Origin of the sequence: Enterococcus sp. 3G6_DIV0642 (assembly GCF_002140635.1) — a bacterium.
Taxonomy (GTDB): domain Bacteria; phylum Bacillota; class Bacilli; order Lactobacillales; family Enterococcaceae; genus Enterococcus_D; species Enterococcus_D casseliflavus.
In genome coordinates, this window is the sequence record NZ_NGLH01000001.1 from 2224877 (window position 1) to 2239800 (window position 14924).

The following is a 14924-nucleotide window of genomic DNA, read 5'->3' on the forward strand; positions in this document are numbered from 1 at the left end:
TCTACTCACCGTTCCCCCTCTACTCTTTTTTTTGTACTTTCTTTACTGCTTTTTTTCGAGTCATTTTGATTTTTTCTGGTTTGATGATTAAAGCCCCAAGTGCAGGCAAAATTGTTTTGATTTGATAGTCGTATTGCTTAAAAGGGGTATTACTGGTCTGACAGTCTGGGTTATTCGCCACCCAAGTTCCGCCAAATACATCCCGTTCCGTGTTTAAAATCTCGCGATACGTTCCTTCGTATGGCACGCCGATCGCAAAATCGTGACGCTCCACTGGTGTCAGATTGACAACCACGATCAAGAAGTCTTTTTTCGTTTTTCCTTGTCGTAAGAAAGTCAATGTCGTTTCATCTAAGTTGTCTGCATCGATCACCATCAATGAATCTTCTTGATCATCCAATTCCCAAAGGGCTCGTTCTTCTTTGTATAATTCATTCAAGGTCTGGGTGAAGAACTGCATTTTTGCATTGAATGCGTCGTTTAAATCGACCCATTCAAGACCATGATCATATTTCCATTCTAAAAACTGTCCCCATTCACTACCCATGAATAACAGTTTTTTCCCTGGATGCATCATCATGTACGTATAGAGATTTCGTAGTTGTGAAAACTGTTTGTAGCGGTCTCCCCACATTTTGTCCATCAAACTTTTTTTGCCATGAACCACTTCGTCATGGGAGAGTGGCAAGATATAATTTTCTTGCATCCGATACATGAAAGAAAAAGATAAAAGACTTAGATGATCTTTACGGAAAATCGGGTCCATTTCGTAAAAACGCAGGACATCATTCATCCAGCCCATATTCCATTTGTAGTCAAACCCGAGAGCGCCTCCTTCGACCATTCCTGTTATTTTGGTCTCGGAAGTACTTTCCTCTGCAATCATGACAACTGCAGGATGGGCTAACTTGATGACTGAATTGAGCTTTTGTAAGAAATAGTACCCTTCAAAATTCCGATTGCCCCCTTCGTGATTCGGTTCCCATGGACCTTCATCATAATCGCGATAGATCATGTTGGAAACGGCATCTACCCGAATACCATCAATGTGGTAAAATTCGATCCAGAACAATGCACTTGAGATCAGAAAGCTTTGGACTTGCGGTTTGCCTAGATCAAAGTTGATCGCACCCCAGCGAACATTTTTCGCACGGTTTTCATCCATGTATTCAAAGGTCGGCGTGCCATCATAATAGGCAAGACTGTCATCATTGACACAAAAATGTCCTGGCACCCAATCAACGAAGACACCTATATTTTCCAAATGACAAGCCTCTACAAAGTCTTGAAACTCTTCTGGTGTCCCATAATAGGAGCTAAGTGCAAAGTAACCAGTCAATTGATAGCCCCAGGAGGTTCCTAAGGGATGTTCCATCAAAGGCATAAATTCGATATGGGTGTAGCCCATTTTTTTCACGTAAGGAATAAGTTCATCTTTTAATTTGGAGAAGCGATAAGGGGTGCCATCTTCGTGGTGCTTCCAGGAGCTGGCATGAACTTCATAAATATTAAGAGGTCGATTAAAAGTTTTTTGTCTTTTTTTCCGTCCTTGCCATAACCCATCCCGCCATTTTTTTTGTGGGATCGAATGCAACACGGCAGCAGTTCCTGGTCGAGCTTCGAAATGGACAGCAAAAGGATCGATCTTCAATACTTCTCGTCCATTTGCTTGTTTTACTTTGTATTTGTAAAGCTGTCCTTCTTTTACTTGATTGGTCTCAATTTCCCAAACACCGGATTCTGCCCTTTTGTTCATCGGCAAGGTGTCCGTCCATTGGTTGAAGTCGCCAACAAGCCAAACTTGCTGAGCATTTGGTGCCCAAACGCGAAACACGTAGCCATCATCTACTTGATGGGCGCCTAAGAAATGCTGTACATAAAAATTTTCACCACTCAGAAAGTCTTTTTCCGCAGTCAGTACCTGTTGTTTGGTAACCACTCTCTCATCAGTCCTCCTCAAATTCATTTTGATCGCTGACTGAAATGCCAACGACCTTGTTACGCTCTTTCATCTTTTAGAAATCGTTTCAAATCAACTACATCTCTCTATCTAGCATAGCATAAAACACTGCGCTAGTAACGCAATAACCCTAGTTGCCAACAAATAATCTTTGACAGAAAAAAACAGCTTGAACGTATCTGTTCAACCTGTTTCAGCTCTACTTTTTAGCTTTTGGAAAATGAAGTATGTGACTACACTTAACTGAAACAAACTTGCCAAAAACAGGATGAAAACAACCATCACCGGAAGTGTCTCAGTTAATTCAACATATGCCAGCAGTGTCCCAAATGCAGAAGAGGCGGAGCAAAAACACCAGAATCGAAACCCATAAAAACTCGTCACTACGGTATAAAGACTAATGATCCCCAGTAAGAAAAACTGAGTAAACCGGTCAAATACCGTGTCGGTATAATAAATTTCACCTAACATGACTTGGATCGTACCAAAACTAGTTGGTACTTTATAAAGCGTCAGCAATGCACCGATCAAACTGAATGCACCAATCAAAAGATGACTGCCAGCTAAGCTGATTCGAATGTTTAGTTTCACGCGTCCTTCACAACCTTCAATCTTCGATCCTTTTATGAAAACAACTGCTTCAACAGCCGTTTTCTTTCTTCGCTAGAGCCGAAATCATCTTCTATTATTTTGCCTGCCAAAGCACTTTTACTTGTCCGTCAGTGTAAACTTTATAGGCTTTATTTACAGCAAATGATTTACCAGTGTGACCAATCAAGTAATAATTCCCATCACAGTCAAACTCAGTCTCACTCAATAGTTTATAACTCGTTACAGGACCATCAGCCATTTTCTTTGCTAAGTAACGCATGGCATGAGCTGGATTCACTAGATAGTTTTGCTTGACTAGCCAATCAATGATCACGGAAACGATCGTATTTGCCCCAAACCGTTCCTTTTGTTTTAACGCAAGAATGAGATCGCCATCAGAAAAACGCGTTTCATCGATCCCCGCTTTTGTAATTGCTTGTCGAGCAGCTTCTATTTCTGACATTGATACGAACGTAATCATTTCTGCTTTCGTTTTGTTTTGTTCCAACTGTTCAAAATCAACCGTTTTATATCCTTCCATTTTTATATCCCCTTTCAAAGTTCTAGAATCATCATATCATCAAGAAATCAAAACTCCAAACAAAACGATTGTTGTTTTTAATTTTTATTCATCAAATTATCATTTGAAGAAATAAAAAAAAAGCTGCTAGAATCGAATCTAGCAGCTTTTAAATAGTTAGAAAATTTAAAACAAATAACATAATTATTAGAAATTCTAATTATTATTGAAATAAAGCGTATTGTATGAACCTGATTTTTTTGCCAAGTGAGCAATCACAAGCCGTTGGACGAACAGATCCTTTTCAGAAGTCTGATAACGACCGTTTTTTAGATTATCACAATTTATTTCTTCCAGCAAGAAATCTACCTCGGAACTAACGATTTTCAACTGTTGAAGTGATTCCAGAAAAATACTCGGACGGACTTTTTTGTTTTTACGAATGCGTTCAAGGATCACACTCACTTGGTCTAAGTAATAGACTGGATCGACATCACCGATCAAATCCATTAATTCATCATAGATCGCAAGAGTACGCAACTGTTCATTCGCTTCAAAAAAAGCCGGCAGTGTCGGTGGCCACTGTGTTTCTGAGTAAGAGATCAACTGAAACTGTTCATGGCTCAATGCATAGACCGCTCCTTGTTCAACCCCTTGCAGACAACCATAAAAGTATTTATTTTCAACACTTGACGAAGCAAAGCTTTTGATAAACCCAGCGATTTCTTGTGTTGACCAATTGCGCGCAGCTTGATAGAAATCATCACTTACTTGTATCTGCTGTTGATCATGTTCAGTATAGATGGGAAAGCCTAAATAATAGCGTCGTTCTTGACGGATGATCAACTTTTCTGCGATCAAGCGGTCAAGAATTTTATCAAATGAACCATCTGTAAACTTCGCTTTTAACGCTCGTAGTGTCGGCGGCTCTTGGCTATTTAATAGCTCCTCTACCAATTCATGGAATTTCGAAGATTCCAGTATCGGTTGCAATGAGCGAAAGTGGGGACTATAAAAAAATTTCACTGCGTGTACTCCTTATCCAAACAATCATGAAAAATGCTGGCTTGATCTACCAAAACAGATCTCACCAGCATTCAGACAGTTAGCTTAATTATCCTTCAAAAACCTCTGTTAATTGAGGTACGATTTGTTTTTTACGAGAAACGACACCAGGTAAAAACGCACGATTGTTGGTTAATGTCGTTTTAAAGGCTGCTTCTACCGGGGCAGTTGGTTCACCAACGACTAGCAGCTCAGAATTACTATCTAAGATATCAGTGGCAACCAGCAAGAACAGATCATAGCCATTTGCTGCCATTGAATCCTTCATAGCCGCTTCCAACTCTGCTTGACGGTCAAAGACTTCTTTTAGATCAACCGTGTTGACTTGTCCGATACGGATGTTTTTAGCACCCATTGGGAAGCTTTTGGCATCTAGGTCCAGCAATTCTGCTGCTGATTTCGTTCCAAGATTCGTACCAGCTTTTAACATATCTAATCCATAGACTTCCAGTTCTACATCTGCTATAACGGCTAGTTCTTTGGCTGCTGTTACGTCTTCGTCGGTACATGTTGGTGATTTAAACAACAATGTATCAGAGATGATCGCTGAGAGCATGATTCCTGCGATCGCTTTTGGAATTTCCACTTGATTTTCTTTGTATAATTTCAACACGATCGTACTTGTACAACCGACCGGCTCTGCACGATAATACAGTGGATTTGCCGTTTCAAAGTTAGCGATACGATGATGATCAACTACTGCCAATACAGTGACATCCGTAATATCCGCTGCACTTTGTTGAAATTCATTATGATCCACTAACATTACTTCTTGGGTTTCCTTTGCCACTGAATCGATCACCCGAGGGGCAGTTAGGCCAAAGGTATCTAACGCAAATTGTGTCTCTTCATTCGGTGTACCAAGCGCTACTGCTTCACAATCTTTTCCAAGTTGATTTTGTAAATTTGCAAAGGCAATTGCTGCACCAATGGCGTCGGTATCAGGATTTTGATGACCGAATACTAATATTTTCGACATTTCTTCATCGCTCCTATTTCAATTGATATTCACTTTCTAATCATAGTAAAAAAACAGGAAAGAAGCAATAGCAATCTCTTCTTTCCTGTTTTGATCAACGGGTTAAGTAACCTTTATAGTTGTCTACATGAAGCAAACGCTTGGCATTTTTCACCCGATCTTCTGTTGGTGGTTCGATCCCTTCAAGGGGATATTTCAAACCAAGCTCATCCCACTTGTATTTCCCCATCGTGTGATAAGGCAAGATCTCTACTTTGTCGACATTCTTCAGTGTTTTGATAAACTCATCCAAACGGATCAAAAATTCATCATAGTCGCTTCTAAAAGGAACCAGCACGTGACGAATCCAGACAGGTTGATTGATCTCTGAAAGATAATTCGCCATATCCAAAATATTATCATTGGATTGAGTAGTTAGCTCTTTATGGGCTTTGTTATCGATGTGCTTGATATCAAACAATAACAAGTCAGTAACGGTCATCAGCTCTTGAAACTTGCTAAAAAATGGTTCTTCCCGTGTAAATGGTTTTCCACAAGTATCTAATGTCGTGCTGACACCTTCTGCTTTGGCTTTACGAAACAGATCGATCAGAAAGTCCATCTGAAGCAATGGTTCCCCACCACTGACGGTGATCCCACCTTTTTGTCCCCAGAATTCGCGATATTTCAATGCCTCTTCTAAGACATCATCAGTCGTTCGTTCGACACCGGTGCCAATCTTCCATGTATCTGGATTATGACAAAACTGGCAACGCATGCGGCATCCTTGCATGAATACAATAAAACGGATACCTGGTCCATCTACTGATCCAAAACTTTCTGTTGAATGTACTTGTCCTGTTACTGCCATAATGCTCTTCCTTTCTTCGAAACGACGGATGACCACGCTCCGTCTGATACTTTCAAAACAAGAGGCGGCGGATTTTCCCGTCCGCCGCCTGAAGTTGTTGCTTATTACATTGCTTCGTGCATTGTACGAGCAATCACGTCATCTTGTTGTTCTTTTGTTAATTTAATGAAGTTTACTGCATAGCCAGATACCCGAATCGTTAATTGTGGGTATTTTTCTGGGTGAGCTTGCGCATCAAGCAATGTGTCACGGTTAAATACGTTGATATTTAAGTGGTGACCACCTTTTGCTGCATAGCCATCTAGCATTGTTGCTAGGTTTTCTTGTTGTGTTTCGTCGTCACGTCCTAATGCTTTAGGTACGATTGAGAAGGTGTTTGAAATACCATCTAATGAGTAATCATATGGTAATTTCGCAACTGATGAAAGACTTGCCAAAGCACCATGCGTATCGCGACCATGCATTGGGTTTGCACCTGGAGCAAATGGTGCGCCTGCACGACGTCCATCAGGAGTGTTCCCTGTTTTCTTACCATAAACCACGTTAGAAGTGATAGTAAGGATCGACGTTGTGTGTTTTGAATCACGGTATGTTTTCGTGCGTTTTACTTTTTTCATGAAGGCTTTCAACAAGTTGACTGCGATATCATCTACGCGGTCATCATTGTTTCCGTATTTCGGATAATCGCCTTCGATTTCGTAATCTTCAACAATGCCGTTTTCATCACGGATCGTACGAACTTTGGCATATTTGATCGCTGATAATGAGTCAACTGCAACAGAGAAACCAGCGATACCAGTAGCCATCGTACGTAAAATGTCTGTATCTTGTAGCGCCATTTCAATGCGTTCATAAGAATATTTGTCGTGCATGTAATGAATGATGTTCAATGTGTTCACATACAGATCACAAATCCAGTCCATCATTGTGTCATATTTTTCCATTACTTCGTTGTAATCCAAGTATTCAGAAGTAATTGGTTGGAATTTTGGTCCAACTTGTGCTTTTGATTTTTCATCGACCCCACCGTTGATTGCATACAACAATGTTTTCGCTAAGTTGGCACGAGCACCAAAGAATTGCATTTGTTTCCCGATGCGCATTGCGGATACACAACAAGCGATTCCGTAGTCGTCGCCCCAATGTCCACGCATCACATCATCATTTTCATATTGAATCGCTGATGTTTGGATCGACATTTTCGCACAGAATGTTTTGAAGTTATGAGGCAAACGTGTTGACCATAAAACAGTCAAGTTTGGTTCTGGCGCTGGACCTAAGTTTGCTAAAGTGTGTAAGAAACGGAAGCTGTTTTTCGTTACCATGTGACGTCCGTCTTCACCCATACCAGCGATTGATTCAGTTACCCAAGTTGGGTCACCAGAGAACAGTGCGTTGTAATCAGGCGTCCGAGCAAATTTCACAAGACGTAGTTTCATGACGAAATGGTCAACGATTTCTTGTGCTTCTTCTTCAGTGATCACGCCATTTTTCAAATCGCGTTCAACATAAATATCAAGGAAAGTTGACGTACGTCCCAATGACATTGCTGCACCATTTTGCTCTTTGATAGCTGCTAAGTAACCAAGATATAACCATTGGAATGCTTCTTTCGCCGTTTGAGCAGGTTTAGAGATATCAAATCCGTAAATGTTTCCTAATTCTTTCAATTCGCTTAAAGCACGAATTTGTTCACTCAATTCTTCACGTTGGCGGATAATGTCTTCAGACATCGTTCCGTTTCCGCAATACAATAGGTCTTGTTGTTTTTCTTTGATCAAGAAGTCCACACCGTATAATGCCACACGACGGTAGTCACCAATGATTCGGCCACGGCCATAAGCATCAGGAAGACCTGTGATTACACCAGAACGGCGCGCTGCTCTGATTTCAGGTGTATAAGCATCAAAAACTCCTTGGTTATGTGTTTTACGGTAGTCACGGAAAATATGTGAGACTTCCGCATCAATTTCATAGCCGTAAGATTCTGCTGCTTGTTCTGACATGCGGATGCCGCCAAATGGTTGCAAGCTGCGTTTAAATGGTTTTTCCGTTTGGAAACCAACAACTGTTTCTAAGTCTTTGTCTAAGTAGCCAGGTCCATGAGAAGTGATCGTTGAAACGACTTTTGTATCCATATCCAATACGCCGCCAGCTTCACGCTCTTGCTTGTTCAGTTCCATGACTTGATCCCATAGCTTCGTCGTTGCTTCAGTAGCATCTGCTAGGAATTCATCTGTTCCGTCATAAGGTGTGTAGTTTTCTTGGATGAAGTCGCGTACGTTTACTTCTTCTTTCCAAGTTTTTCCTTTAAATCCATTCCATTGTTCCATTTGATGGACCTCCTTAAATTTTCTGTTCACTAATGTAACAGCTTTACGTGAACAGTATAACACACACCTTAATGATTGCAAGCATTTTCAAGAATTATTTTTAACAATTTATTTTTTTTTAAGATATTAATTACTAAAAATGTTGATTTATAGGTATTTATTAAATGTGAAACTTTTATTAAAGTACCTTTTTCGTTAATGTGAAAGATTAATTATAAGAAAAAAAGCAACCCTTCTGTACTGGTACAGAAGGGTTGCTTTGTTATAATTTATAGTACAGAATCCTCTGCGATTGCAGGACTGATTTGAGTTTTCACTTCGTAGATTTGTCCCCCTGTTTTCTCATCCATGATAAATGAGCCGTTGGAGGTCCGATCATTGATCGGGATTTGGTTGGTGATCACTTCAAAGGATTGTCCTTTTTGATTCGTCACTAGCAGTTGCTGATTTTCCCCACTGCCCATATAGACGACGCGATGAGGATTTTTCTTCAATTCCCGCAAGACCATCAATCCGCGCTTCGCCCGACCTAATTGGTTGATTTCTTGAGCCAACATTCGTTTTGCTGCGCCACGTTGGGTGATCAAAACGATCGGTGTATCCCCTTCTGAATAAACGAGCAACCCATTGATAAGATAATCATCCGCTTTAAGGTTCATCGCTTTGACCCCAGCTGCTTTTGGTCCCACAACAGGCACTTCATTAAGCGGGTAGCGTAAGCCAAAGGCAAGATGACTGACTAAGAATACATCCATTTCTTCCGTTTGATCCGTCAAAAAGACGTTGACCAATTCATCTGATTCATCTTTCAGCTTCATGATCGTCATCGGCCGTGTTTTATAGGTGCGCCAAGGTTCAAATTCCGTCATTCGTGTCTGTTTGATCATACCGTTTTTACTGATCAGTACGAAATTTTTCAATGGATCGATCTCTTTGTAGGCAAAGACCCCAATGATCATTTCATCTTGCGCCAGTGTCATGACTGTTTGCGAAATATGTTCCCCTAAATCTTTCCATTTTAAATCAGGTAATTCATGAACCGGTCGATAGATCGTGTTCCCTTTATTAGTAACCAACAATAGGTGATCCAACGTGTTCATTTGGTTACTGTAAAGTAAAGAGTCGCCTTCTTTCATGCCGATCTCTTCTGGTTTTGAAGCACCGTAAGAACGCAAGCTGCTGCGTTTGACATAGCCGTCTCTTGTGACCGTCACGACGACTTCTTCTTGCGCGACCAAGACTTGGGTTTCGATCTTGATTTCTTGAATTTCTGCTTCGATTTCAGTCAACCGAGGCGTCGTATATTTTTTCTTGATCTCTCGCAGTTCTTTCTTGATCACTTTCAGCAATTCATTTTCTTCATTCAGAATCGTTGTCAATTCAGCAATCGTTTCTGCAAGTTCTTTTGCTTCTGCTTGCAATTGAGTAATGTCCGTATTGGTCAAGCGGTACAACTGTAAGTTCACAATGGCTTCTGCTTGCTCTTCCGTAAAACCGTGCTGAACAACCAGATTGTTTTTGGCATCTTTTTTGTCTTTACTGCCGCGAATGGTGGCGATCACTTCATCAAGAATCGATAAAGCTTTGATTAACCCATCGACGATATGCTGTCTCTTTTGGGCTTTTTGCAGTTCAAAACGACTGCGTTTTTCGATTACTTCACGCCGATGCTTGATGTAGCTTTCTAAAATCCGTTTCAAACCGACTTGTTGGGGGCGCATATTGTCGATAGCCACCATGTTGAAGTTGTAGTTGATCTGCAATTCGGTATTCTTAAATAAATAATTTAAAATCCCTTGCGCATTTGCTTCTTTTTTCAGCTCGACAACAATCTGTAGTCCAGTACGATCTGTTTCATCTCGTACTTCAGCAATCCCATCAATGCGTTTATTCAAACGGATCTCATCCATTTTTTTGACTAAGTTGGCTTTATTGACCTCATATGGGATCTCATTGATGACGATTTGCTGTTTGCCGCCTTTGATGTCTTCGATCTTGGTTTTCGAACGCAGAATCACTTTGCCCTTGCCTGTTTCATACGCTTTTTTGATTTCTTCTTTCCCTTGTAAAATGCCCCCTGTTGGAAAATCAGGGCCAGGAATGTACTTCATCAGCTGATCCAAAGAAGCTTGCGGATGGTCGATCAAATAGATCGTTCCATCGATGATTTCCCCTAAATTGTGGGTAGGGATCTCTGTTGCATAGCCAGCTGAGATCCCAGTTGAGCCATTGACTAACAGATTCGGGTATTTTGCTGGTAGAACAGTTGGTTCTTTTTCAGTATCATCAAAGTTCCAAACCAATTCGACGGTGTTTTTTTCAATATCTTTTAATAGCTCACCACTTAATTCTGAAAGCCGTGCTTCCGTATAACGCATGGCAGCTGGCGGATCACCATCCATACTCCCGTTGTTCCCGTGCATTTCAATCAAAATCTGACGTAGCTTCCAGTCTTGACTCATGCGGACCATTGCTTCATAGATACTCGAGTCGCCATGGGGGTGAAAATTCCCCATGATATTTCCGACAGATTTTGCTGATTTGCGGAAGCCTTTGTCATAGGTATTGCCGTCTTGGTTCATGGCAAATAAAATCCGCCGCTGAACCGGTTTTAACCCATCACGAATATCTGGCAATGCCCGTTCTTGAATAATGTATTTGGAATATCGACCGAAGCGATCTCCCATCACTTCTTCCAATGTCAATTCTTGTATATTGCTTTTGTGTTCCAAGAGACCACCTCCTATTCCTTAACTAACTGTTTGCTGTCTGCTTGTTCGGTATCCATTAATTTTTCATCAACTAATTCAGGTACCGTATCTTCTTTTTTATCCAAAATACTGCCATCTTCTTCTAAACTAAATTGAACATGACTTTCGATCCACTTCCGACGAGGTTCTACCTTGTCCCCCATCAAAGTGGTGACGCGACGTTCTGCTTGGGCAGCATCATCGATCCGTACCCGAATCAGTGTCCGCGTTTCTGGGTCCATGGTCGTTTCCCACAATTGGTCGGCATTCATTTCTCCTAAACCTTTGTAGCGCTGTAGGAGATAGCCTTTGCCGATCTTTTGGGTCAGTTTGCTTAGTTCATCATCGGTCCAAGCGTATTCGACTACTGCTTTTTTCCCTAACCCTTTTGACACTTTGTACAGAGGCGGCAAAGCAATGTATACTTTCCCCGCTTCGATCAAAGGTTTCATATACCGGTAGAAAAAGGTTAAAAGCAGCACTTGGATGTGCGCCCCATCGGTATCCGCATCGGTCATGATGATCACTTTATCATAGTTGCAGTCTTCAATTGAAAACTCTGGGCCAACACCGGCACCGATAGTATAGATCATCGTATTGATCTCTTCATTTTTCAAAATATCCTGCATCTTGGCTTTTTCAGTATTGATGACTTTGCCTCGCAATGGCAAGATGGCTTGGAACTTGCGGTCTCGTCCTTGCTTTGCTGAACCACCCGCAGAATCCCCCTCCACCAAATACAATTCATTCTTCTTAGGATTACGAGACTGAGCAGGTGTTAATTTACCAGAAAGCAGTGACTCGCCTTTTTTGCGTTTCTTTCCAGTACGGCTTTCTTCTCTCGCCTTTCTGGCAGCTTCACGGGCCTCTCTTGCCTTGATCGCTTTACGAACCAGCATTTGACTCATTTCACTGTTTTCTTGTAGATAATAGCCTAGCTGCTCACCAATCACATTGTCTACCGCATTTCTTGCTAAGGGTGTCCCTAATTTCCCTTTGGTCTGTCCTTCAAATTGCAAAAGATTTTCTGGCACGCGGATCGACAGAACTGCCGCTAACCCTTCACGGAAATCACTGCCTTCAAGGTTCTTATCTTTTTCCTTCAACAAATTGACCTTGCGGGCATACTCATTGAAGGCTTTGGTCATTGACGTCTTCATCCCAACTTCATGGGTACCGCCATCTTTGGTACGTACATTGTTGACAAAGGACAAGACGTTTTCTGAATACCCATCATTGTATTGAAAGGCAAGCTCTACTTCGATGGCTTCTTTCGTGCCAGAAAAATAAACCACTTGGGTCAAGGTATCTTTTTCTTCATTTAAATAATCAACAAATTCTTTGATGCCTTCCTCATATAAAAAGACTTCATGAATCGGTTCTTCCCCACGTTCGTCCGTCAGGGAGATTTTGACCCCTTTCAACAAGAACGCTGATTCTCTCAAACGTTCAGCGAGAATCTCATAGGAGAATTTGGTTGCAGAAAAGATTGTATCGTCTGGTTTGAACGTAACGGTTGTTCCCGTTGGTTTACGGGTTTTGCCGATTTTTTTCAAAGTACCTGCTGGTTTCCCGCCGTCTTTGAAGCTCTGTTTGTATTCGATACCGTCTCGAACGATGACCACTTCTAGCCAGCTGGATAAGGCATTTACAACACTGGCACCAACCCCATGAAGGCCGCCAGAAGTTTTGTAGCCGCCTTGGCCAAACTTTCCGCCAGCATGTAACACGGTGAAGATCACTTCAACAGTTGGGATTCCAGATGCATGTGTCCCGACCGGCATTCCCCGACCATTGTCTCGAACACTGATACTATTGTCTTTATGGATCGTAACATCGATTTCATTGCCGTATCCTGAGAGTGCCTCATCAACCGCATTATCGACGATTTCATACACTAAGTGGTGCAAGCCGCGGCTATCGGTCGAGCCGATATACATTCCTGGTCGTTTTCTTACTGCTTCCAGACCCTCTAAGACCTGAATGGAAGCATCATTATATTCTGTGGTTTTCTTTGCCAAACCCACCGCTCCTTTAATCTTGATCAGTCCTTTTCTAATGCTGAAAGGACTGCAAAAAAAATCTTAACACAAAATACGCTTTTTTCAAGCGAACATTTTTCTAAACTATCTTATCCTTTTTCCTTTGTTTGCACAAGCTAGAGTCGCAAAATGGCTTGTTTGTGTTTCACAGCTCTGAGAAAAGCTGTTTTTCTTCTTTGTCTGACCAGCGAAAGATTTTCTTATTGTTGGAAAGGCGTTTTCATGCTAAAATTGCCCTAGCCTTGCAAAGAAAGTTGGTTATTATGAATACGATTCTTTTATTTATTGTTGCTTACCTTTTAGGTTCGATCCCCTCTGGTGTTTGGATTGGCCAACTGTTTTTCAAAAAAGATATTCGCCAATTCGGCAGCGGCAATACGGGAACGACCAATACATTTCGCGTCTTAGGAAAAAAAGCCGGCATCGTTGTTTTATTGATGGATATCTTAAAAGGAACTTTGGCGACCAGCTTGCCAGTCATCTTTGGTCTCCATACTGTCAATCCGCTCTGGTTTGGGGTCTGTGCGATCTTAGGTCATACCTTCCCGATCTTTGCCAAATTTAAAGGCGGCAAAGCAGTGGCGACAAGTGCTGGGATGCTCTTAGGATACAATCCGCTCTTTTTCATTTATTCTTCATTGATTTTCGTTATCTGTCTTTATGTGACAAGTATGGTGAGCCTGACCAGTATGATCGCGGCGTGTTTGATCACCTTATCGACGATCGTCTTGCCTTTTATCGCACCTGCGATCTTGCCTGAGCAAAATTGGCTGCTGACCTTCATTGCGATCGGCGTAACGATTTTTATCTTTATTCGCCATCGTGAAAACATTACCCGCATCAAAGATGGGACCGAAAGTCGGGTACCCTTTGGACTGAATAAGGGTCAAACGAACAAATAAGCAGAAGCTGAGAAAAGTCATTGCGCTTTTCCCAGCTTCTTTTTTCATACGTTTATTTAACTGTAATGGAATACTTTGTTTCAAATAGTTCGTCAGGTGGAAGTGCTTGAATCCCCAGCTTTTCTGACAGCTCACCGGAGGCTTCTAGCGTATCTGCGATGCCGCACCATGGTTCAATACATAGAAATGGCGATTTCACTGGATACGTGGACCAAAAACCGACATACGGCATATTATTGTAGCTTAACGTGACACTATGAGGCGATTTTTCACTGCGAATCGAGTAGGAATGTAATCCTTTCGTTTCATAAACTAACGCATCATTTGCAAACATGTCATGGGTCAAGCGTAGATCCGTATTCGTTTGACCGAGTGTGCGTTGCTCATAATCAATATAATTGCCTTTTAACGGCAATTTCACCCGTGATTTCTTTGGAGAAAAAGAAAGATAATAGTCTTCAAAAGTCAGCCCTTTTTCAAGTGGGACGTTGAATGCAGGGTGTCCACCAATGGAGAAATAGAGTTCTTTTTGACCGCTATTCTTCACTTGGTATTTGACGACTAAGCCATCACCGCCTAATTCATAACTGACATACAGCTGAAAATCAAACGGATACTTTGCTTTGGTTTCAGTCGAACTTTCTAGTAAAAACAAAGCGTAATCTGTGCGTTGTTCAACGACAGTAAATAACATGTCTCTGGCAAATCCATGACGAGGCAAATGATAACTCTTGCCCTCATGTTGATAGGTGTCCTCTTTTAACGCACCCACGATCGGAAATAAGATCGGTGCATGCTTTCCCCAGTGGTTTGGATCAGCTTGCCAAATATATTCAAGGTCATTGCTCGTATCGACTAAGCTTTGCAGCTCAGCCCCTTTTTCTGCAATTTTTGCTTGCAGATGACCGGCCGTGATGGTAACTGTCATGGTC

Annotated in this window: 11 protein-coding genes; 1 reads left to right on the forward strand and 10 read right to left on the reverse strand. The window is 41.5% G+C overall.

Annotation, left to right across the window (positions count from 1 at the left end; translation table 11 throughout):
• Positions 1–19: 19 nt before the first annotated feature.
• From glgB to parE, 9 genes are all read right to left on the reverse strand, one after another.
• Entirely contained in the window at positions 20–1966 is a 1947-nt protein-coding gene (glgB, locus tag A5878_RS10615; protein WP_086295817.1) for a 1,4-alpha-glucan branching protein GlgB, read from the reverse strand.
• Positions 1967–2143: 177 nt separating this feature from the next.
• The gene (locus A5878_RS10620) at positions 2144–2551 is read right to left on the reverse strand and encodes a hypothetical protein (protein WP_060792227.1); all 408 of its coding nucleotides are present in this window, start codon (positions 2549–2551) and stop codon (positions 2144–2146) included.
• Between the two features lie 94 nt (positions 2552–2645).
• A complete protein-coding gene (locus tag A5878_RS10625) occupies positions 2646–3092 on the reverse strand; it encodes a hypothetical protein (protein WP_060792226.1) in 447 nt (148 codons plus the stop codon).
• A 195-nt stretch (positions 3093–3287) separates the two neighbouring features.
• The gene (locus tag A5878_RS10630; protein ID WP_081116407.1) at positions 3288–4097 is read right to left on the reverse strand and encodes a DUF1803 domain-containing protein; all 810 of its coding nucleotides are present in this window, start codon (positions 4095–4097) and stop codon (positions 3288–3290) included.
• Between the two features lie 88 nt (positions 4098–4185).
• A complete protein-coding gene (locus A5878_RS10635) occupies positions 4186–5115 on the reverse strand; it encodes a manganese-dependent inorganic pyrophosphatase (RefSeq protein ID WP_086295537.1) in 930 nt (309 codons plus the stop codon).
• Positions 5116–5209: 94 nt separating this feature from the next.
• Positions 5210–5965: a pyruvate formate-lyase-activating protein gene (pflA, locus tag A5878_RS10640; RefSeq protein WP_086295539.1), complete on the reverse strand. Its 756-nt coding sequence runs from the start codon at positions 5963–5965 to the stop codon at positions 5210–5212.
• Positions 5966–6069: 104 nt separating this feature from the next.
• Positions 6070–8298 (reverse strand): formate C-acetyltransferase, encoded by a 2229-nt coding sequence (gene pflB / locus A5878_RS10645; protein ID WP_010749399.1) that lies wholly within the window; start codon positions 8296–8298, stop codon positions 6070–6072.
• A gap of 269 nt (positions 8299–8567) precedes the next feature.
• On the reverse strand, positions 8568–11030 hold the full coding sequence (parC, locus tag A5878_RS10650; protein ID WP_016610800.1) for a DNA topoisomerase IV subunit A: 2463 nt from the start codon (positions 11028–11030) through the stop codon (positions 8568–8570).
• An 11-nt stretch (positions 11031–11041) separates the two neighbouring features.
• Complete coding sequence (gene parE, locus A5878_RS10655; RefSeq protein ID WP_074535153.1) at positions 11042–13069, reverse strand: DNA topoisomerase IV subunit B; 2028 nt, start codon at positions 13067–13069, stop codon at positions 11042–11044.
• 284 nt (positions 13070–13353) lie between these two features.
• On the opposite strand from parE, the gene plsY reads away from it, so the two are divergent.
• Positions 13354–13992 carry a glycerol-3-phosphate 1-O-acyltransferase PlsY gene (gene plsY / locus A5878_RS10660; RefSeq protein ID WP_015510003.1) on the forward strand — a complete coding sequence of 213 codons (639 nt, stop codon included), beginning with the start codon at positions 13354–13356 and terminating at the stop codon, positions 13990–13992.
• A 52-nt stretch (positions 13993–14044) separates the two neighbouring features.
• Here the strand turns inward: plsY and A5878_RS10665 are convergent, their stop codons facing one another.
• Positions 14045–14920: an aldose 1-epimerase family protein gene (locus A5878_RS10665; RefSeq protein ID WP_060792222.1), complete on the reverse strand. Its 876-nt coding sequence runs from the start codon at positions 14918–14920 to the stop codon at positions 14045–14047.
• Positions 14921–14924: the final 4 nt, after the last annotated feature.

Coding starts and splice junctions, on each gene's coding strand:
- glgB (WP_086295817.1), bottom strand. CDS start 1,966: ATGAATTTGAGGAGGACTGATGAGAGAGTGGTTACCAAACAACAGGTA.
- A5878_RS10625 (WP_060792226.1), bottom strand. CDS start 3,092: ATGGAAGGATATAAAACGGTTGATTTTGAACAGTTGGAACAAAACAAA.
- A5878_RS10635 (WP_086295537.1), bottom strand. CDS start 5,115: ATGTCGAAAATATTAGTATTCGGTCATCAAAATCCTGATACCGACGCC.
- pflA (WP_086295539.1), bottom strand. CDS start 5,965: ATGGCAGTAACAGGACAAGTACATTCAACAGAAAGTTTTGGATCAGTA.
- pflB (WP_010749399.1), bottom strand. CDS start 8,298: ATGGAACAATGGAATGGATTTAAAGGAAAAACTTGGAAAGAAGAAGTA.
- plsY (WP_015510003.1), top strand. CDS start 13,354: ATGAATACGATTCTTTTATTTATTGTTGCTTACCTTTTAGGTTCGATC.
- A5878_RS10665 (WP_060792222.1), bottom strand. CDS start 14,920: ATGACAGTTACCATCACGGCCGGTCATCTGCAAGCAAAAATTGCAGAA.